We start from the raw sequence: 19,413 nt of genomic DNA on the forward strand, positions 1-19,413 counted from the left end.
TCGCTGCTCGGTTCCCTCGTGCCGGCCTCCGGCTGGGCCCCGGACTTCCTCACCCCCGGCCCCGACCACGCATCCCCCACCACAGGGGCGTTCGACGCGATACGAGCCACACCGCGAAGACGTCTCACGGCCGAACTGCGCCGCCAGTCGACCGCCGCCGATGCATACGCCGAGGCCAGGTGCAGCGACACACCTACCTGGCAGTGAACCACCATGTCGTCGCAGTAGCGCTCGAACCGGACGCCCGGGAAGAACCGGTCCATCCAGGTGTCGAACGCGTAGTGCATGAACAGGTTCGCCAACAGGGGCGAGATCGCCGAGCCCTGGGGACTCCCGCACTCTCGCGCGGCCAGCACAGCTCGACCTGAACCCGTTGTTCGGCGTGCTCGCTGTGACCGAAATGGAGGGACTCGAATAAGTTACCCGTGTTGCCCGTGTTGCCTCTGCTGCTTCCGGCGGCGCTCTCAACATTGCCAACGCAGCACGCGCCGGGGACATGGAGGAGGCGATCACCGACGTCTCTGCCGCTCACCGTGACCTCAGCAGCACGATGCACTTCTTCACGCAGACGGCCCGCCAGCACCTGAACAACACGTACAGGAGCTGAAGACGGCCGCCCGCTCGCGGGAGCAGGTCGGTGGACAGTCGGGCCGAGGTCGGGTCAGATCACGCGGAAGAGGTCGGCGGCGGCGCGGGTGTCGGTGAGGTCCTTGATGGAGCGGAGGTTGTCGCACAGGGCGTCCAGGACCGAGCCGACTCCGGCGGCGGGCAGGGCGCCGATGGCGACGCCGAAGACGCGCAAACCCAGTCGGTGTTTGGTGTCGTTCCAGCCGCGCATCCATGCCTCGGTGACTCCGCATTCGTCGTCGGTGATCATCACGATGTCGCCGCGTGCTCGGGCGGTGTCGTTGAACTCCTCCTCCAGCAGGTCACCGGCCGTTGTCAGGGGCGTCTGGTAGCTGGTACCGCCGCCGAGGAAGGTCTCTGCGAAGTCGAGAGTCCGGGCGATGTCGGCGGGCCGGCCGGCCGGGAAGCGGAAGACCTTGATCTTGTCGGCGGCGGAGAACAGGATACCGACGAAGTCACGCCCTGCGTGGCGGGCCTGATCCAGCAGGGCCAGGGCGCACGCCTTGGCCCATGCCTCCCGGGTGACTCCGCCAGGCCCTTCCATGTACATGGAGTGCGAGGTGTCTACGCACGCGATGATGGCGCCCTGGCCGGTGGTCTGCTCGCCCTGGCTGTCGTAGAGCATCAGCTCCCCGGTGGCGTAGCGCGCGGCGAACACCGCACGCAGCTCGGGCAGGCCGAGGCTGGCCAGCTCGGAAGGAATGACGCGGGAGAGGTCATTGCCGAGGGTGATGCCGACCAGCTCCCCGGTGGCGTTCTGCACCTTGCGGGCTCGTTCGCCGCCGGCCATCTGCCGGAAGCGGCCGATCAGCTCGACCCACTGTGCGAGACGGCTGGTGCGCAGCCGCTCGGCGAGTGAGGCGCGCTGGTCGAACGGCATTCGCTCCAGTTCGCCGGGACCGACACCCCACGCCCGCATCAACGCGGCCTCCTCTCGCGCGGCCCTCGCGGCCTTCGTCACCGCGTTCCGCGCAGCGGCACGGATGCCGGGGGCCGCCGCGGCGAGGGCCTGTGCGGCGTCCTGGGCGGCCTGCCGTGCAGCGGCTGCGGCGGCCTCGGCCGTCCTGCTCGCCTGTTGTACGGCGTCTGCGGCCGGGGCCGGAACGGCGCAGCCCTCGGCGGCCTCATCGGCGGGCTGTTGGAGTGCCTCGGCCACGGCGGTCGCCGCGCCTTCGGCGTTCTCCTGGGCCTTCTTTGCTTGCTCGGCCTGTTCCTGGGCATCCTGGGAGCGCTCAAGGATCCGGCGCAGCGCGGTGGTCTGGGCGAGCACGGCCATGGCGGCGGCGTAGGGGTCGCCGACCGTCTCCCGGCGCAGGTCGGCGAACTCGGGTGAATCCACCAGCGCGGTGACGATCTGGTGGTTGACCAGTCGGCAGGGGGCCATCTCCGCGCGCCCGCGCAACCGCGGGCTTCCTTTGTAGGCGGCCAGGAACATGTCGGCCAGAAGGTCGGTGGTGCAGTCGTAGCGTGCGTTCAGTTCTGCGTCCAGCTCGCGCAGCCCGGTCGACTGCTCGTAGGTGTCGCGCCATGTGATCTGGTCGAACCGGTCCGCGACCACGGCCGTGTGCCGCTCGGGATCAGTGGCGGACAGGCCCGGCCGCGTCCTGGCCCGGCTTCCCAGCTCGTCGAGCCTGCTCGGTGTCTCACCCATGGTCCTGCTCCCCTGTGTTCAGAGCTGGGCCTGCACCGTGCTCGCGTCCATGCCGAGGGCCTCGGTGAGGACGCGAGCCCGGACGGCCCGCTGGCGGCCGGTGATTCGGTCGATGGTGGCGGTGGAGCGGCCGGCGCCCGCCGCCTCTTCGCGCAGCTTCTCCAGCCGCTTCCCCGCCATGGCGAGCTTGTTGTGGGCCTTCTTGATGACCCAATCGCTCAGCGCCTCGCGGGACTGCCCGGCCATGGCGTCGAGCTGTGCCTCCAGCTCGTCGATGGTGTCGGCCAGGTCGAGCGCCTCCTTGGCGTCGGGGTTGACCAGGTGCAGCACTTCGCGCTCGACGGTCGGGCGCTGGGCCGGGGAGTCCCACAGCACATGGGTCAGCACCGACAGGTCGGTCTCGGTGACCGCCGGGCGGCCGTCGAGGTACGCGGATGCTTGGAGCAGGGCTACCGCCTGCCGCCAGCGGCGGTCGGAGGCGACGAGCTCCTTGCGGCGCAGGGCGGCGCGCAGCGTGCACACCGCGTCCACAATCGCGTCCGGAACGTCCACGGCCGGGACGGCTTCGCTCACGGCATGCTGTAACGCGGGCAGTTCGACGGTGGTCCGTGCTGGCGCCACCGGGCGGCTGACGGCAGAGCGGACCAGCGCGGCGAAGTTCGAGGGGTCCTCCAGGTACCCGACCTCGATCCGCACCAGCAGCCGGTCGTAGATCGCGGCCGTATCCTCCCCGCTGGGAAGTTCGTTGCTCGCTGTGATGGCTCCGATCAAGGGGCAGCGGATCGGCTCACCGCCGCTCTCCGGGTGGTAGATCCGCTCGTTGAGGTAGCCCAGCGTCTCGTTCAGCGCCGCTGTGGAGCACTTGAAGATCTCGTCGATGAACGCAATGTGCGCGGTCGTGGCACGGCCGTCGTAGATCTGGCGGTACTCGCCCCGGGCCAGCGCGGCGACGTCGATGGGGCCGAACATTCTCGTGGGCGCGGTGAACTTCGACAGGAGGATCTCCCAGTAGGCGGCACCCTCGATCCTGCCCGTGAGTTCACGGGCCATCTCGGACTTGGCTGTTCCAGGCGGACCGAGCACCAGCGAGTGCTGCCCAGCCAGCAGCGTCACCATCAGGATCCGCACCGCGTCGGCCCGTTCGTGGAAGCGGTCCGACAGCTCGCCGCTGATCGCCCGCAGCCTCGTAGCCGTATCCTGCGAGTCCTGCGCTCCCATATTCGGCTCCTGGCCTGTAACGCCCTGTTGGGCTGACGAGACGCCCCAAGGGTCACGACGAAGTGACAAGCAGCTGAGGGCGAGGGCGGTTGCCTGTGAGATGTTCTCAGAAGCGGTCCTTTGCCAGAACGAGGTCGCTTGAAGACCTGGAAGTCAACACCGTTGTGTTTGCTTCCGTGGGCGGTTCGAGAGCCCGCGCCCGAAGAACGTGATGGCGGTATGGATGGTGTAGTTCAGGCCGGTCGTGGGGGCCAGCGTTCGGCCCGTATGTGCTGGTGGGGGTTCTTACGGCCCGGAAAGCAATTGGGCTCGACGTCGCGGCTGCCGTGCTGGACGACGTTCCTTCTGCTGAGCCCTATTGCTTCTTGGGTCGCGACTTGGAGGCCGCCCAGATCAGCTGCAGCTGCCCGATCTCAGCGACGTTCTTCATCAGTTCGGCGTTCAGCGTGATGACCAGGGGCAGGTGCGCTCGTAGGTGCCGCAGCTCTTCGCCCGGTACAACGATGACGTCGGCATGCTGGCCGGATACCGGCACCCGAGGAACCGTGGCCGTCCGGGACTTGCGGCCGCCGTGCTTGAGGCGTTCGCCGAGGCGCGGCTGCTGAGCGAGGGCGTCGAGGCGGTCGGAACCCGATCGAAGTCCTGCCGGTCGCCTTCCATGCCCTGTGGCACGGGCAGCTGACCGTGGCGCTGGACAGGCGCTGCACGGACGGATCCTGATCCGCTCCCGCATGGTCTCTGTGGGTGCGGGAGGCCCGGCTGATCACCGAGGCGACAGCGTCCAAGGTCGCGACGCCGTCCGTGGTTGCGACGGCGAACATGAGGCGGGCGGGAGAGCAAGGGGCCAGGCCGTCAGCGGCGGCATGAACCAATGCGAAGGCGCAGCGGCCGACGGCAGTGGCCGGGGCAGGGAGGCGGTATGAGCGGGGTACGGCGTGGAGGGGTAGCGGCCGTGTCGGCGGGTGCTCCGGGGGCCGCCCGGTGCGGGCGGCCCCCCGCCTGTCCGGGGACGGGGCGCCCGGGGCACCCCCCGTCCCCGGACAGCGCGGCGGCCTGAGTGGGGCTCGCCTACTTACTCTGCAGCCTCCCCAGCGGGTCGGGGCCTTCCTCCAGCGCGGTGGCGTCCGCCTTCCAGTCGCCGTCCTCGCCGAGGAGGGTACTGCGCAGGAAGGCCGTTGTGAGGTGCTGGATCAGAGCGACGCGTGCGGGGTTCTCGTCGGTGGTCTCGGCGACCTCGTAGCCGGGGATGCCGCCCAGCGAGTGCTCCGCGCCGAACAGGGTGAGCAGGCTCTTGGGGCCGGGGCTGTGGGTGTAGGGGTCGGTGAACCAGTCCGGTCCGCGCCTGGACAGGTGGGACTGGTCCTTGTCGCCGGCGACGACGAGGGCGGGGGCAGCCATGGTGGCGAAGGACGGCCTCATGAAGGGAAGGTGCTCGGCGGCGAACGGCGTCAGGTCGTCGCCGAGACCTGTCAGAGCGAGCAGCACGCCCGCCTTGGCCCTCGGGTCGGACATGTCCTCGCCAGGTGTGCCGTCGGCGTCGAGGACGCGTGCGCCGAGCAGGACACTCGCGCTCTGGGCACCCCAGGAATGGCCGGCCACGGCGATACGGTCGCGGTCGAGGCGCCCGGCAAGGCCCGGCACGGCGGCCTGGAGGGCGTCGAGGCCGTCGAGCACGCGGGTGAGGTCCTCGATGCGGTGGCGCCACATCCGGGGCGTGCGGGGGTCCTCGGCGGGGATGCCGAGCGTGCGGGAGTCGAGGTGGGTGGGCTGGACGACCACGAAGCCCTGCGCGGCCCAATGGTCCGCGAGCGGGGCGTAGCCGTTCATCGACGAGCCATAGCCGTGGGAGAAGACGATCACGGGCAGGTCGCCGCCGGCCGCCGGGGCTGACACGCGGACCTGGAGGTCCTCGCCCCGGCCTGGGGCGGACAGGACGACCGGCCTCGCGGATATCACCGTCACCGGCACACCTGCGGACCTGTGCTCGTTCGGGATGCCCGATTCGGACATGGAGGTGCCTTTCGTTCAGTGCCTTTGAACTCTGGGGTTCGTGGGCCCGGCCGTCGGTGTCGCCGAAGGCCGGGCGGGATGGGGAAGGAGTGCCTTCTCGTGTGGGGCCGCACCGGCTCCGGGTGCGGCCGGTCACTCTCTTCGTCCCGGGGGAGCGGGATGACGGCAGCGGGCAGCCGCCAGCCGTCCGGTCTGTCATCATGAATGAAACGGAACCTTGTTCCATTTACGATACGGAACATGGTTCCGTATTTCAAGGCAGGTCGACGGAAGGAGTGCCGCGGTGAACGACAGCGGCCAGACCGCGGGCAGTTCGGCCCGGTCCAAGCGCAAGGACGCACGGCGCAACCAGCAGGCTCTGCTGGACGCGGCTGCCGCCGTCTTCGTCATGTCCGGCGTGGAGGCGCCGGTCCGCGACATCGCGGCCGAGGCCGGAGTCGGGGTGGCCACGATCTACCGCCACTTCCCCACCCGGGCGGAACTCGTCATCGCCGTCTACCGCCACCAGATCGATGCCTGCGCCGAAGCCGGTCCTGCCCTGCTCGCGGCCGGCCCGACACCCCACGCCGCGCTCGCGCGGTGGGCCGACCTCTTCGTCGATTTCCTGGTCACCAAACACGGACTCGCCGCCGCGATGCAGGCCGACAGCACCGGCTTCGAGACTCTGCACACCTACTTCCTCGACCGCCTTCTGCCCGTGTGCACCGAACTCCTCGACGCCGCCGCCACCACCGGCGAGATCCGCCCCGGCATCGACGCCTACCAGCTCATGCGCGGCATCGGAAACCTCTGCATCGGCGCCGAGGACGATCCCCGCTACGACGCGCGCCGACTCGTCACCCTCCTCGTCGCCGGACTCCGCGACCCGCACTGACGGTGCCGTCGGCGATGACGGGACCTCGCACAAACGGGGCACCCTCAAGTGGTCGACGCACCATCCACAGATGATCACGTGCGCTGGTGGGTGCCAAACCGGCACCGTACTGGTCGCCGGAGCAGATCGCGGTCCGGCTCAGACTCCGGTTCCCCGGCGACGTCCCCGCAAAGTCCATGGCTAAGGGCTGCCCCGAAATCCGGCAGAGGTCTACGCCGACCTCCTGAACAGCGGTGATGCGCTGACCGCTTGAGCTCGCCCCTTGTCGGCGCCGGCTCTTGCGCGCCAGGGACGTGAAGGCCTCGGTCACGAAATCACCGAGGTCCCCGCGGAGCTTCTCCACCAAGATCCACGAGCCGTGGCATGCACCGCCACGACCACCAAGAACTGAGCAAGGGGCCGGTGTCAGACCCGGCGGCGAGCGTCCTCCAGGTAGTGCAGTACGGCGGCGACGCGCCGGTCGACCTGCTGGGTGGGCGCAAGGTCGAGCTTGGCGAAGATACTGCGGATGTGTTTGTGGATGGCACCGTCGGTGACGACGAGCCGTTCGGCGATGGCGCAGTTGCCCAACCCCTCGGCCATCAGGGCGAGTACGTCCCTCTCACGTGGGCTGAGGCGTTCCAGCCGGGTGTCCCGGCGTGAGCGCGTGAACAGTTGCGCGACGACTTCGGGGTCGACGGCAGTACCGCCGTCCACGACCCGTCGCAGTGCGTCGAGGAACTCTTCGACCCGTCCGACACGTTCCTTGAGAAGGTAGCCGATGCCGCTGATGCCGCCGGTGAGTAGTTCGGTGGCGAAAGTCTGCTCGACGTATGCGGAGAGGACGAGGACGGCGAGACCGGGGTGCCGACGCCGGGCCTCGATGGCGGCGCGGATGCCTTCGTCGGTGTGGGTGGGCGGCATTCGTACGTCGAGGATGGCGACATCGGGCCGGTGCGTGTCGATGGCGTCCAGCGCCTCGTCGGCCGTTCCGGCCTTGGCCACCACGTCGAGCGACTCCGCGCGCAGCAAGAGAGCGAGGCCCTCGCGCAGCAATGAGTCGTCCTCCGCTATCACGATCCGCATGGAAGACTCACCTCAAGGGTCGTCGGTCCGCCGAGCGGACTGGTCAGGTGAAGAGTCCCGTCATGGGCCGCGACGCGGCGGCGGATGCCGGTGAGGCCGGAGCCGCCCTTCTCGTCGGCACCGCCCCGACCGTCGTCCTCGATGCGTAACAGGAGTCGGCCGCCCCGGATTCGGACGGTTACGGTGGCCTGGGCGGCACCGCTGTGCTTGGCGATGTTGGTGAGGGCCTCGGCCGTCACGAAGTAGGCGGTCGCCTCGACGGAGGAGGCACACCGCTCCGGCAGACGGGCGTCGGTCCGGCAGGGCACTGCGCAGTGTGCGGCCAGCCCGGAGAGCGCGTCTGCCAGGCCACGGTCGGCGAGCACGGGCGGCAGGATGCCGCGGGCGACGGTCCGTAGTTCGGCCAGCGCCTGTTCGGCGGCGGACTGGGCGCGTTCGATGAGCTCATCGGCGCCGACCGGGTCGCGGGCCACCATACGGCGGGCGGCACCGAGCAGCACGGTGACGGTGACGATGCGGTTCTGGGTGCCGTCGTGGAGGGAACGTTCGATACGGCGCAGTTCGGCGGCGTGGGCGTCCAACGCGGCGGCCCGGGTCGCGGTCAGCTCGATGATGCGCAGGGGGAGATCGGTGTCCGGCCCGGCCGTCAGGAGGCGCACACCGGGCCAGGCCTGGAGTCGGGCCAGACTGGGGCCGAGGCCGAGGATGATGGCGATCCAGCCCACGCCGAGCAGGCACACTGCGGCGGCATCCAGCCAGGATTCCGCTGTTCCGAACCCCAGTGCGGTGCTGGTGGCATCCGCAGGCGCGAACGGCCACAGCAGCGGGAAGGCGGTGTCGCGGACAGCAGCGATCGGCAGCACAATGCCTAGCAGCCCGAGGAACAGGCCGAACGTGGCGTGCGTCACCAGCCAGCCGGCCTCACGGCGGGTGGTGGCATCGACGAGGGCGAGACGCAGCTGGGTGGGCGGTGGGTCCGGGGCGACGACCTCGGCACCGTGGTGGCTGAGCCGGTCGCGCTCATGGCCGGCCAGCGCGTGCAGGGCGCGCAGCCCGGCCGGGGCGACGAGCAGGCCGATGCCCACCAGGCAGGCCGCGGCCGTCAGGGCTAACCAGCCGAGGACGGCCAGCGCGAGCAGGGCCGTCCCGAAGCCGCTCGCGAGCTGTCCCAGCGCGGCGGAGGCGGCACCGACGACGTCCTTGACGAAGCCCGTCGCGCCGGATCCGGCCCGGTCGTCGGCCCTGAAGTTCTGCTGGGTAGTCACCCCGCTCCTCCTTGCCTCGCTTTCCGGATGTGCCAATCACTCTATGCCTGGGCCGACATGGCGGGTGTCGGTGGTACAGCCTGCTGTACCACCGATTCGGCGGCACGAGGGATGGGCCGGGGAGAGACCGGTCCGTAGTGTCAACGGCACCGCAGACATCTGGAAGGAGCTCCCGTGGCACACACGGACCCCTACCGCCCCGTCCCGGCCGACGGCCGGGACGGGGCGCAGGACGGCATCAGCCCTGCGGACGTTGTCGGCGTCCTGCTCCGGGTGGCCCTGGTGATCAGCGTGATCGGCAACATGGTGGTTTCGTACGGTGCGGCGGGCAGCAGGGCGCACCTGGCCTTCGGCGGGGTCACCGCGGTGTGCGTCATGGTGCTGGTCGTGCGCCGTCTGCGGAGCCGTCGATGAGCTCTGCCGCCTTCAGCCGCCGCGAAGTCGTCCGCGCGACGCCCGACGCGTCGTCAGGCCCGGCGGTTGTGCCGACGCAGGTCAGGGTGTGCACGGAAGGGACACACCCGAGCTGATCAGGAACGCATGCGTGGTGTTGCCGGAGGAAAGCCATGGGAACATCTCCGACCAGGGGACGGAGAAGTGGTTGTTGAAGCTGACGTGCAGCAGCATGGCCAACGGCAGGCTCCCGCCGGTGCGGTTGAACACCCGGGTCGTCACGGAGCTGAAGGCGATGGTGGTGACGACGAATTCCGCCGCCTGCCACCAGGACACGTCCGGCCGGTCGCCCATGCGCCGGGCAGAACGCCCGGTGGCTGACCGGCCGCGCCGCCGGGGCAGGAGAGGTCCAGGGCGCCCACACCACTTCCGAACAGAACGTACGGCGTCCACGCCAGCTGGCCGAGCAGGTACGCCGGCGAGCAGAACCAGGTCAGCGGTCGGTGACGGAGGCTCCCCCGCAAGCCGCCCGGACGACCGCGCCGGTCTGCGGGAAGCATCGGTTCATTGTTGTGTTCCGGTCCGGAACCCGTACTGAGGGGTGCGCGTGCTCACCGGAGCATCCCTTCCGGTGCGCATCAACCGACCTGCGCAGGACACCAGTTGTGGGAGCCCGGATCATTGTCGCGCACACCCCGAACCGGGGTTGCAGCAGGCTGTACCCGCTGAACGAGGCCGAGAGGCATTCACGGCCGGGACCACTCCTCCGGAAGCGTTCTCCGCGAATTGTGGGACCAATGGCCTGGCCAACGGACTTGAGTACGAGAAAGAGAGAGGGCGGGCAGGAGCATCACCATGATCGAGCCTTTGGGGCCGGAGGATCCGGCCGAGATCTCGGGTTACATGCTGCGTGGAAAGCTCGGCGAGGGAGGGATGGGCAGCGTCTATCTGTCCCACACCCGAGGCGGGCAGCCCGTTGCCCTGAAAGTGATCCGGCGTGAGTTCGCGCAGGACCCCGAGTTCCTGCGGCGTTTCGCCCGCGAGGTGCAGGCGGCAGTCCGGGTGCAGGGGGCATACACCGCCGCAGTGCTCGACAGCAGCATCGACGGGCGGCAACCGTGGATGGCCAGCGCGTATGTCCCCGGTCCTTCGCTGGCGGACGCCGTGCTCGGACACGGGCCGCTGTCGTTGCAGACCGTACTGCTGCTGACCGCGGGTGTGGCCGAGGCGCTCCAGTCCATTCACGCGGCCGACGTGGTGCACCGCGATCTGAAACCGTCGAACGTGCTGCTCGCCGCGGATGGCCCCCGTGTCATCGACTTCGGCATCGCACGGTCCGCCGAGGCGACGGCGCTGACCGGCACGGACGTGCGCCTGGGAACGCCCGCGTACATGTCGCCGGAACAGGCGGAGGGCAAACCCGCGACATCGGCACTCGACATCTTCGCGCTCGGCCTCATCGCGTATTTCGCGTCGACCGGTGGGCATGCGTTCGGCGAGGGCGACGGGCACGCGCTGCTGTACCGGATCGTGGCCCGGCAGCCGGACCTGGCCTCGTGCCCCGAACCACTGCAACCACTGATCGCACGCTGTCTGGCCAAGGAACCGGATGAGCGGCCCGTGCTCTCCGAAATCATCGAAGAATGTCACGGGATCGCGGCGGCGAAGGGCATGACGCTGACCCGGGGCGAGGGCTGGTGGCAGCCGGTCACGGCGGCCGAGGATTCGACGGGACCGGCCGGGTCCGTACCATCGGCGCAACCGTCGTACGAGCCGACCGCACCGGAGTCACCTCAGGCATACGAACCGAACGCGCTCGATCCGCGGATGTATTTCGCACAGCAGGCGGCATCCGCCCAGTTCGCCCCACAGCCATCGGCCCCGCACTCGGGCAGGGACCGCGGCGCAGCGGCAGTCCCCTCGGTGTCCGGGGAAAGCGACGGCTCCGAACGGACCGACGTGAATCCGCCCGATGGCAGCCGGCACCACCTGATCGTCAGCCTGCGCGGTCTGTTCGACGGCCGGCACCGCCGGGTGGCGATGGCTGCAGCAGCAGCACTGGTGCTTCTCGTGATCGTGACCGGTCTGCTGAACGGGCTGGGGGTCCTGAAGGACCAGTAGGTCGATCTGATCTCGGTGGTCGTGGCGGTGCCTGCTGGGACAGCGGGAACGGGTCATGAAGGCTTCCGCTCGGCCGACGGAGCGCAGAGGGTTCCTGCCCGCGTTCTGCGGCAGCTCACCCCCGCTTCCGGCCCCGCCACCACCTGATGACCGCCACCCCGCACCGCCTCGACATGATCACCGCCTCACCCTCCGGGACCAGGTCACCAGCAGCGTCGGCCCGGCCACGGAAGCTTGACCCACGACCACCAAACGGGCTGCCACTACCCCCTGATACATCGCCAGGCAGGCCCACATGACAACGCCCGGTGGGGTGTTCGCCTCCATGGCCGGGTGCCACTGCGAGCAGCAGCCGTGTCCGGCAACTCCCCCTTTGCAGCCGACCGCCGCCCCAGCGGGCTCGTGCACGACACCATGACGTCACTCCGTCACGACGGCCCTCCCTCCGGTCCCTGCCGCAAGTCCGCCGGGCGAGGACAAGCGCTCGTGGAGCACGGCGTGCGCCGTGTGGGCAGCGGGAAGTACCAGGGCCGCGGTCAGTAGCATGGCGGCGGCGATCGGAGCGAGGACACCCGCCGCGTATGCGACATACGGATTGTCGGTGCCGTACGTCAGAACAGCGGACCTGACCCCGTCACGCAGCGGCCCTCCGGCACGGTGCAGAACCCAGTACGTCCCAACGGTGATCACGCCTGTCGGCAGGACGACGGCCACGGTCCGCAGCGACGGCGTCCACCCCCACACCAGTGACCACGACCGGCGCAGCGCCGCCATGGGGGTGAGTCCGTCCCCTGCTGCCGCGGCCGGAGCCAGGGCCAGGCCGAGCCGGAGCAGCAGGGCCACGACGACGGCGAGACCCGGGACGACGACGCGCACGAGATCGGAGCGGACCGATTCGGGCCGGAGCGGGGCCGGGGCCGTGAACGTGGTGGAGGTGAGGTATTCGGTCACCAGCATCGCGCACATGGGTATCGTCCACACGGCCACGCTGCGCAGTACATAGACCGTGGTGACCCGGCCGAGCCGAGAGCACGTCCCGTTTGGCGGTCGCTCCTTCTCTTTCGCTCTGCTCCGACCCGCAACCGCAGCGGCGACCTCTCGCGAGTGGACCGTCTGCAGCGCCGCGCATCCGAGGCACAGGATGAGCAGTAGGGCAGGGAGCCCGCCGAGGAGGATCACCAGCAAGGGGGATACGTCGGGGGCGTACGAGTCCTCGTCCTCGCGTGCCGCCAATGCCCCGTTCCACATCTCGGCGAACGCCGGCCTGGCGAGGGCGAAGGCGGCGGCGGTCACCGCCAGGCCTCCCAGTGCGGCCAGGCCGGTGACGCACACCGTCCGCCCCAGCAGGACACGCCAGTTGCGTCGCATGACGGTCACGATGGCGCGGGCGAAGCCGCCGTGCGAGCCGTCGTGCCTGCCGCCCTCGTCCGCCTCAGGACGGTGTGCGCCAGCCACTTCGTCCTTCATGCCGTCTCACTCTCGTTGTGCACCAGGGCTGAGGCCCGGAGCGCAGGCCCCTCACCCGTCAGTGACGATCGCGGGCAGGCGCGGGTTCCGGGTGAGTCTGCCCTCGCCGTTCAACACCGCCCGGCGGCCATGCGGACACAGGCCATGAGTATCTCTTCCTCCCAGGCCCGCCCCCTCTCCACGACCACGGTGCCGACCGCCGTACCGTTCCGGCAGGGCGGCATGCTCTCGGGCTGGGCGTCGTGGGCGCTGTCGCCGGGGCTCGGCACAGCATCTGGCCTCCGACGGCACCGACGCCGTCGGCCACCGGATCCACCGCGGGTTCCTCGCGAGCGTTCGCGTCCTTGAGGAAGGCGACCACCGGCACCCGCTGTGTGCGGCGCTGATCGCGGGCGGTGCGGAGAGGAGGTGTTCGGTGGTGCCTGCACTACTTCACATGGGCAACTGGCTGCATTGATGGGGCGGGGCGCTCTTCCTACCGTCGAAGGCTGTCGAATCTCAGGCTCCTGGAAGGTGCCCGCCCATGTCAGTGCCCCTGCCCACCGAAGCCGTCCGCCTCGAGCGGGTCAGCAAGACCTACGGAGGTGATCAACCGGTCACGGCGCTGGCCGAGGTCGATGTCCGGTTCCTTCACGGGACGATGACGGCGGTGATGGGGCCGTCCGGGTCAGGCAAGAGCACCCTGCTGCACTGCGCGGCCGGACTGGACCGGCCCGCCTCAGGCCGTGTCATGATCGGCACCACCGACCTGTCGTCGATGTCGGAGAAGCGGCTGACCGAGCTGCGCCGCGACCGGATCGGCTTCATCTTTCAGGCGTTCAACCTGGTCGGCGCGCTCACCGTGGAACAGAACATCCTGCTGCCGTCCCGGCTGTCCGGCAGGCGCCCGGACCCGGCGTGGCTCGCGGAGGTGATCGGACGGGTCGGACTGGGCCACCGGCTTGGGCACCGCCCGGCGGAACTGTCCGGCGGCCAGCAGCAGCGGGTGGCGATCGCACGGGCGCTGGTCACCCGGCCCGAGGTGATCTTCTGCGACGAGCCGACCGGGGCACTCGACACGCAGACAGCCGCCGAGGTTCTGGCTCTGCTGCGGTCGGTGGTCGACCTGGCCGGGCAGACAGTGATCATGGTGACCCACGACCCGGTCGCCGCGTCGTACGCCGACCGCGTCATGGTGCTGGCCGACGGCCGGATCATGCGGGACATGCCGCAGCCGGGCGTCCAGCGGATCGCCGAGCAGCTGGCGATGCTCGACCGCCGCTGGCAGCAGCCCGTCGCGAGCCGGGAGGGCTGAGCGGTGCTCGGACTCGCTGCACAGATGCTGCGGTACCGCAAGGGCACTTTCATCGCGACGTTCATCGCGCTCGCCGCCGGGGTCGTGATCCTTACGGTGTGCGGGGTGCTCGTGGAGTCGGGGCTGCGGTACAACGGGGAAAAGCAGCGGTACGGCGCGGCATTCGCCGTCGTCGCCAAGCACGAAATCACGGTGCAGGGGCCGGAACGGTTCGGTGAGCGTGAGACCAGCACAGTGACACTGCCCGAGCGCGGCGGCGTCCCGGAGTCGCTGGTCGGCAAGGTCGCCGCAGTCCCTGGCGTGGCGCGGGCGGTGGGAGATCGGACGATCAGCGTCGCGGCGGCGGTCGCGCCGAAGGTGCCGGTCACGGGCCATGGCTGGGGAAGCGCGGCGCTCACTCCCTACGAAGTGGTGTCCGGCACCGCGCCGCGGGTCGAGGGCGAGATCGCCGTGGACCAGCGGCTCGCAGCGGCGGGGAAGCTGCGTCCCGGCAGCACCACGACGATACTCACCGACGGTGCCGTCCGGCAGGTCCGGGTGAGCGGCGTCGTTGGGACGTCCGGCGCGCGCGGGCCGCAGGCGGTGGTGTTCTTCACCGACGTACAGGCGGCCCGGCTCTCCCCCCGTCCAGGCCTTGTCGACACGATCGGCGTTCTTCCCGCGAAGGGCGCCGACCGGGCGGCCGTCACCGCTGCGGTGAAGCGCATCGCGGACGGCACCGGGACGAAGGTGTACACGGGTGATGAGCGGGGGCTGGCCGAACAGCCTGAGGCCGCCGCCGCCAAGAGCTTCACCGTGGAGGCCGGCGGCGCGTTCGGCGGCTACGCCGCGCTCATTACCAGTTTCGTGGTCGCCGCGACGGTCGGCCTGTCGGTGCGGCACCGCCGCCGCGACTTCGCCCTGTTGCGGGCGGTCGCGGCGACGCCTGGCCAGGTGCGGATGTTGGTTCTCGGTGAGATGGGCATGCTCAGCCTGCTCGCAGCGGTGGTGGGTGTCCCGCTCGGCCTGCTCGCCGGGCTCTGGATCAGGGCCGAGCTGGTGACCCGCGGGTTCGTCCCGGAGACGTTCACCATGAACGGCGGGGTCCTGGCCGCGCCGGCGGTGGCCGCTGCGGTGGCCATCGTCGCGCTGCTTTCCGGCTGGATCGCCGCCCGGCGTACCGCCCGCATCCGTCCCACCGAGGCGCTCGGCGAGGCGTCCGTGGAGCCAGCTCTGGGCGGCAAGGTCCGGATCGTGTCCGGCGTGGCGCTTCTCGGCGTCGCGCTCGCACTGATCGCCTTCACCGGCAGCACCGGCGGCCAGGCCGCCATGGGCTCCGCGGTGGGCATGCTGTGCACGTTCGTTCTGGCGATCGCGCTGCTCGCCCCGTGGATCAACCGGGCCGCCGCCGTGGCGCTCGCCCCGGTTCTGCGGACGGTGTTCGGCGACAGCGGGTATCTGGCCGCCGCGAACCTGCGGGCAAACGCGCGCGGCATGGTCGCCGTCCTGACGGCGCTGGTGCTCTCCGTGGGGTTCGGCGGCACCGTCTGGTTCCTGCAGGACAACTTGGAACGCCAGACTGTGATCCAGAGCAAGGAGGGCACGATCGCCCAGCACGCGCTGGTCGGCGGCGCGGGCCTGCCCGCCGCGGCGGCCGCGCAGTCCCGGCGGATCCCCGGGGTGCTCGCCGCGACCGGGGTCCGCCGTACCTCGGTGCTCGTGCCCTTCATGGACGAGGCGATGGCGGTGGTCGCGCAGGGCATCGATCCGCAGGGTGCGAGCAGGACCATGGACCTGAAGGTGACGTCCGGGAACCTGGACGACCTGCGGGGCCGCGACACGGTGGCGGTCTCCTCGTCCCAGGCGGACACTTCGGGCTGGAAGGTCGGCAGCACGGCCAAGCTGTGGCTCGGGGACGGCACGCCGGTCGCCCTGAGGGTCGTCGCCGTCTACAGCCGGGGCTTCGGGTTCGGCGACGTCACACTGACCAACGAAACGCTCGCCGGGCACACCGCGACCGGCCTGGACGACCACGTGCTGATCCGCAGCGCGCCGGGCGCCGACGTGGGGCCGGCCCTGACGAAGCTCGCGGGCGCGTACCCGGCGAGCACCGTGACCGGCACCGATCAGTTCACCGGCAAGCTGGCCAACGACCTGGCGATCAGCTCCTGGCTCAACCGGCTACTGGTCGCCGTGTTGGTCGGGTACGCGGTGCTCGCGGCCGCCAACACGCTCATCATGGCCGCGCTGGCCCGGGCCCGGGAGCTGTCGCTGCTGCGTCTGGTCGGGGTGACCCGCCGCCAGGTGAAGCGGATGGCGAATGCGGAGCAGGCCGCTTTGCTGGGCGTGGCGCTCACGATCGGCGTCGCGGTCGCGGCGGTCACGCTGTCCTCGATCGTCAACGCCGTCGCCAACCAGCCCGTCCCATACGTTCCGGCGCTGGGCCTGGTCGTCATCATCGGCGGAACGGCCGCGCTGGCGCTGGTGTCCACGATCATCCCGATCGGGCGGCTCCTGCGCACCCCGCCGGTCGAGGGAATGGGCATCCGCGAATAGCACCGCGCGCCGCTCCGCATCAGTCGGGTGTGCTGCCCATCGGGCGGCGCACCCGACTGAGCTGTGCCGGACCAGTAGGTGGCCGGTCCGTCGTGGTCGCTGTACCGGGACGGTAGCACTGGCTACACCATGTTTCTTCCTGCATGCGTTATGGAGCCGGATGCTCTTGATCGAGATTCTTGAGGTGTTACTGAGAAACGTCCCCCACACCACTTACCAGGTGATTTGAGGAGCAACGGTGTCCGAGCACTTCCAGCCCGCCCCCCGCCCGAACGTCCCGTCCAAGCGCCGCCGGAGGCTGTCACGGATCACCGTGGCGACCGTGGTCAGCGTCCTTGCTGTGGGCGGCCTGACGGGCTGCAGGGACGGCGACGCGTCCGACGCCGAGGCTGAGATCGGCACGGCCAAGAACGAGATTGCCCTGCAGAAGGCGATGCGGGAGCTGGTGCAGGCGGGATTCCCCGGCGTGCTGGTCTCCGTCAAGGGCAAGGACGGCAAGACCCGCGACTACACGGCCGGGGTCGGCAACCGCGAGACTGGCACCGCTCCGCCGAAGAACGGGCACGTGCGGATCGGCAGCAACACCAAGACATTCGTCGCCGCGACCGTCCTGCAACTGGTCGGCGAGGGCAGGGTGAAGCTGGACGAACCGATCGACACCTACCTGCCGGGCGTCGTCAAGGGACCGGACTACGACGGCAAGAAGATCACCGTGCGGAACCTGCTCGGGCACACCAGCGGCCTCCCCGACTACACCGAGTTCGTGGACGCGAGCACCGCCACCGTCCCGAGCCGGACCTACACAGCGAAGGAACTCCTCAGCCCCACGCTGCGGCACAAGGCGGTGTTCCCCGTCGGGAAGAGGCGCCAGTACAGCAACACCAACTACATCATCGCGGGGATGCTCGTCGAGAAGGTCACCCGCAAGCCGGTGGGCGAAGCGGTCACCGAGCGCGTCATCGAACGGCTCGGCCTGAAGCAGACCTACTGGCCCGAGCCCGGGGACAAGAACGTCCGGAAGCCGCGTATGGAGGGCTACATCGCGCCGCCCGGAGGCGAGCTGAAGAACGCCACCGAGATGGACCCCTCGGTCTCCGGAGCCGCAGGCATGGTGATCTCCACCCCGCGCGACCTCAACCGCTTCTTCGCGGGCCTGGTCGGCGGCAAGGTGGTGCCCGCAGCGCAGCTGAAGGAGATGCAGAGGACCGTTGAATCACCGGACGAGGAGCCCAACACCGTCTTCGGTCTCGGCCTCGACAAGATCACTCTGTCCTGCGGCACGCTGTGGGGCCACGGCGGCGACATCCATGGCTACGAGACTCGCGGTGGCGTGACCAGCGACGGCCGTGAGGTCACGGTGGCCGTCAACGCCCTGCCCGGCGCGATCACCGCCAAGCAGGACTCGATGGAGGCAATGACCAAGGACGCCATGCAGAAGATCGAGCAGGTCACGAACCTGGTCGACACGGCCATCTGCGGGTGACGAGACCGTTACGGCGTGGCCGGAAACTCCCGGACAGTGCGGACCAGGGCGGGTCCTCGTGACGGAGAGCGCCCCGGCCGCCTGACCGGCACTCGGCCACGCGGCCACCCCACACCCTTTACGACATCCAGGAACCGTCATGCCCCTCACGCACATAACCGGCGAAGACACCCCGGGCGATTCCGGCGGTGCACCAACACCGCCGGACGCATCGAAAACGCCCAGGGCGGCGTGTCCCTCGCCCTGGCCACCAGCCGGGGGCACCAACGCGCTGCGGGCTGCCGCCCGAACGCGCGGCAGCCTGGCTGCCGCCGTCTTCCGTAACGATCACTTGGCGCAGCACATCTCCCGCCAATTCACCTCTGCATGCGCCGAGTTGGGGGTGCGGCAGTCAATGGGAGCAGTCGGCACCTCAGCTGACAACGCACTCGCCGAGTCGTTCAACGCCACCCTCAAACACGAGACGCTCCGCGGTACCCGCCGTTTCGACGGCGCCCACGCATGCCGCCTGGAGGTCTTCCGCTGGACCACCCGCACAACACCCGCCCACGCCACTCGGCGAACGGACAGCAGGCGCCAATCGCCTACGAACAGCAGTCAGCCACCCTGGCACTTGCCGCATAACAACACGAACGGGTGTCCACCCTCCGGGGGCAAGGCCCGAGCTGGACAGACCAGCGGATACCGTCTGCCCACCACGGCCACAGCCCTTACAACCCAGGGTGCGAAGCCTCAGAAAATCACTTCAGAAACTGACGGTGGATCAAGGCTAAGCTCACCCTGGCCGCATGACACACGAACGCGTCTCCACTATCACGGTTGGCCCGTCATCCCTATGAATCGGACCGTCAGGTGCCGATGCGAGGAGTTCGCACCATGAAGAGAATCACGAAGGCGCTCACCACTACGGCCGCGGCCGCGATGCTCGCCGTCGCCGTCCCCGCCGGCAATGCCGCAGCTATCAACGAGACCGGTTGTGGTCCCAAGGACCTGCTGCGGATCAACTACGACGGCGGCTCGCTGTGTTTCGCCAACTCGGGAACCACCGACATGTATCAGATCCCCAACGTGACCTCCGTAAGTACAGGGAACAACGCCGTCCAGCTCCGGGGGCCCGGCGGGACCACCTACAGTCTCCTGAAGTGGTCGTCCGTGACCTTCCCGCGGATCACCATCGACTACATCCGCATCGTCTGAGCTGTTCTCGAAGCCCTGACGGCCCGCCGTTTCCTTCCGGCGGGCCGCCACGGGCTTCCAGAGACCTCAGGACCTCCTCGCCGACCCGCATGCCCGCATGCCCGCAGCGTCCTGATGAGCGCGGGCGACCGTGGAGTCCACGCTGACCAAGGACAAGTCCGTCTGCCCGCGCCGGGCCGCCCCCGCGATCATCCCGTCCATCAGAGCCTCGAA

General features: G+C 69.7%; 16 protein-coding genes and 2 pseudogenes. 9 read left to right on the forward strand and 9 right to left on the reverse strand.

Translation table 11 applies throughout. The annotated features are described in order from the left end of the window. Window positions 1-207, forward strand: a pseudogene (locus ACFYXM_RS35530) (hypothetical protein); the annotation flags it as partial. Between the two features lie 454 nt (window positions 208-661). On the opposite strand, the gene ACFYXM_RS35535 reads toward ACFYXM_RS35530, so the two are convergent. The 4 genes from ACFYXM_RS35535 to ACFYXM_RS35550 all read right to left on the reverse strand — a co-directional run bounded on the left by ACFYXM_RS35535 (window position 662) and on the right by ACFYXM_RS35550 (window position 5,506). Then, complete coding sequence (locus tag ACFYXM_RS35535) at window positions 662-2,278, reverse strand: VWA domain-containing protein (RefSeq protein WP_389295793.1); 1,617 nt, start codon at window positions 2,276-2,278, stop codon at window positions 662-664. Between the two features lie 18 nt (window positions 2,279-2,296). Then, on the reverse strand, window positions 2,297-3,496 hold the full coding sequence (locus ACFYXM_RS35540) for an AAA family ATPase (protein WP_389295795.1): 1,200 nt from the start codon (window positions 3,494-3,496) through the stop codon (window positions 2,297-2,299). 355 nt (window positions 3,497-3,851) lie between these two features. Continuing rightward, window positions 3,852-4,031 carry a hypothetical protein gene (locus tag ACFYXM_RS35545; protein ID WP_389295796.1) on the reverse strand — a complete coding sequence of 60 codons (180 nt, stop codon included), beginning with the start codon at window positions 4,029-4,031 and terminating at the stop codon, window positions 3,852-3,854. Between the two features lie 533 nt (window positions 4,032-4,564). Next, on the reverse strand, window positions 4,565-5,506 hold the full coding sequence (locus tag ACFYXM_RS35550; protein ID WP_389295798.1) for an alpha/beta hydrolase family protein: 942 nt from the start codon (window positions 5,504-5,506) through the stop codon (window positions 4,565-4,567). 283 nt (window positions 5,507-5,789) lie between these two features. Between ACFYXM_RS35550 and ACFYXM_RS35555 the strand changes: the two genes are divergently transcribed. Then, window positions 5,790-6,380 (forward strand): TetR/AcrR family transcriptional regulator, encoded by a 591-nt coding sequence (locus ACFYXM_RS35555; protein WP_389295800.1) that lies wholly within the window; start codon window positions 5,790-5,792, stop codon window positions 6,378-6,380. 405 nt (window positions 6,381-6,785) lie between these two features. Here the strand turns inward: ACFYXM_RS35555 and ACFYXM_RS35560 are convergent, their stop codons facing one another. Continuing rightward, a complete protein-coding gene (locus tag ACFYXM_RS35560) occupies window positions 6,786-7,445 on the reverse strand; it encodes a response regulator (RefSeq protein ID WP_389295803.1) in 660 nt (219 codons plus the stop codon). Beyond that, window positions 7,433-8,617 (reverse strand): sensor histidine kinase, encoded by a 1,185-nt coding sequence (locus tag ACFYXM_RS35565; protein ID WP_389295821.1) that lies wholly within the window; start codon window positions 8,615-8,617, stop codon window positions 7,433-7,435. The genes ACFYXM_RS35560 and ACFYXM_RS35565 overlap by 13 nt, the downstream gene beginning before the upstream one ends. A 267-nt stretch (window positions 8,618-8,884) precedes the next feature. Between ACFYXM_RS35565 and ACFYXM_RS35570 the strand changes: the two genes are divergently transcribed. Then, the gene (locus tag ACFYXM_RS35570) at window positions 8,885-9,124 is read left to right on the forward strand and encodes a hypothetical protein (protein WP_389295805.1); all 240 of its coding nucleotides are present in this window, start codon (window positions 8,885-8,887) and stop codon (window positions 9,122-9,124) included. 81 nt (window positions 9,125-9,205) lie between these two features. Here the strand turns inward: ACFYXM_RS35570 and ACFYXM_RS35575 are convergent, their stop codons facing one another. Next, a complete protein-coding gene (locus ACFYXM_RS35575) occupies window positions 9,206-9,457 on the reverse strand; it encodes a hypothetical protein (RefSeq protein WP_389295807.1) in 252 nt (83 codons plus the stop codon). A 501-nt stretch (window positions 9,458-9,958) separates the two neighbouring features. On the opposite strand from ACFYXM_RS35575, the gene ACFYXM_RS35580 reads away from it, so the two are divergent. Next, the gene (locus ACFYXM_RS35580) at window positions 9,959-11,224 is read left to right on the forward strand and encodes a serine/threonine-protein kinase (RefSeq protein ID WP_389295809.1); all 1,266 of its coding nucleotides are present in this window, start codon (window positions 9,959-9,961) and stop codon (window positions 11,222-11,224) included. Between the two features lie 420 nt (window positions 11,225-11,644). Here ACFYXM_RS35580 and ACFYXM_RS35585 read toward each other — a convergent pair whose 3' ends face one another. Further along, window positions 11,645-12,691 (reverse strand): hypothetical protein, encoded by a 1,047-nt coding sequence (locus tag ACFYXM_RS35585; protein WP_389295811.1) that lies wholly within the window; start codon window positions 12,689-12,691, stop codon window positions 11,645-11,647. A 523-nt stretch (window positions 12,692-13,214) separates the two neighbouring features. On the opposite strand from ACFYXM_RS35585, the gene ACFYXM_RS35590 reads away from it, so the two are divergent. The 5 genes from ACFYXM_RS35590 (at window position 13,215) to ACFYXM_RS35610 (ending at window position 19,200) form a co-directional block, all read left to right on the forward strand. Further along, a complete protein-coding gene (locus ACFYXM_RS35590) occupies window positions 13,215-13,985 on the forward strand; it encodes an ABC transporter ATP-binding protein (protein ID WP_389295812.1) in 771 nt (256 codons plus the stop codon). A gap of 3 nt (window positions 13,986-13,988) precedes the next feature. Then, window positions 13,989-16,520, forward strand: coding sequence for an FtsX-like permease family protein (locus tag ACFYXM_RS35595; protein WP_389295814.1), 2,532 nt, complete (start codon window positions 13,989-13,991; stop codon window positions 16,518-16,520). Window positions 16,521-16,758: 238 nt separating this feature from the next. Beyond that, a complete protein-coding gene (locus ACFYXM_RS35600; RefSeq protein WP_389295815.1) occupies window positions 16,759-18,003 on the forward strand; it encodes a serine hydrolase domain-containing protein in 1,245 nt (414 codons plus the stop codon). Window positions 18,004-18,142: 139 nt separating this feature from the next. Further along, window positions 18,143-18,883, forward strand: a complete 741-nt coding sequence (locus ACFYXM_RS35605) for an integrase core domain-containing protein (protein WP_389295817.1) — start codon at window positions 18,143-18,145, stop codon at window positions 18,881-18,883. Then, window positions 18,880-19,200, forward strand: a complete 321-nt coding sequence (locus ACFYXM_RS35610) for a beta/gamma crystallin domain-containing protein (RefSeq protein WP_389295820.1) — start codon at window positions 18,880-18,882, stop codon at window positions 19,198-19,200. Before ACFYXM_RS35605 ends, ACFYXM_RS35610 begins: the two co-directional genes overlap by 4 nt. Window positions 19,201-19,293: 93 nt before the next feature. Here ACFYXM_RS35610 and ACFYXM_RS35615 read toward each other — a convergent pair. Further along, a pseudogene (locus ACFYXM_RS35615) lies at window positions 19,294-19,413 on the reverse strand (IS5/IS1182 family transposase); the annotation flags it as partial.

The sequence above is a fragment of the Streptomyces sp. NPDC002476 genome, from assembly GCF_042889785.1.
Taxonomy (GTDB): Bacteria; Actinomycetota; Actinomycetes; order Streptomycetales; family Streptomycetaceae; genus Streptomyces.

Bases quoted from the DNA above. Each gene is read 5' to 3' on its own strand.
- ACFYXM_RS35535 (WP_389295793.1), bottom strand. From the start codon at position 2,278: ATGGGTGAGACACCGAGCAGGCTCGACGAGCTGGGAAGCCGGGCCAGG.
- ACFYXM_RS35540 (WP_389295795.1), bottom strand. From the start codon at position 3,496: ATGGGAGCGCAGGACTCGCAGGATACGGCTACGAGGCTGCGGGCGATC.
- ACFYXM_RS35550 (WP_389295798.1), bottom strand. From the start codon at position 5,506: ATGTCCGAATCGGGCATCCCGAACGAGCACAGGTCCGCAGGTGTGCCG.
- ACFYXM_RS35560 (WP_389295803.1), bottom strand. From the start codon at position 7,445: ATGCGGATCGTGATAGCGGAGGACGACTCATTGCTGCGCGAGGGCCTC.
- ACFYXM_RS35575 (WP_389295807.1), bottom strand. From the start codon at position 9,457: ATGGGCGACCGGCCGGACGTGTCCTGGTGGCAGGCGGCGGAATTCGTC.
- ACFYXM_RS35580 (WP_389295809.1), top strand. From the start codon at position 9,959: ATGATCGAGCCTTTGGGGCCGGAGGATCCGGCCGAGATCTCGGGTTAC.
- ACFYXM_RS35585 (WP_389295811.1), bottom strand. From the start codon at position 12,691: ATGAAGGACGAAGTGGCTGGCGCACACCGTCCTGAGGCGGACGAGGGC.
- ACFYXM_RS35590 (WP_389295812.1), top strand. From the start codon at position 13,215: ATGTCAGTGCCCCTGCCCACCGAAGCCGTCCGCCTCGAGCGGGTCAGC.
- ACFYXM_RS35605 (WP_389295817.1), top strand. From the start codon at position 18,143: ATGCCCCTCACGCACATAACCGGCGAAGACACCCCGGGCGATTCCGGC.
- ACFYXM_RS35610 (WP_389295820.1), top strand. From the start codon at position 18,880: ATGAAGAGAATCACGAAGGCGCTCACCACTACGGCCGCGGCCGCGATG.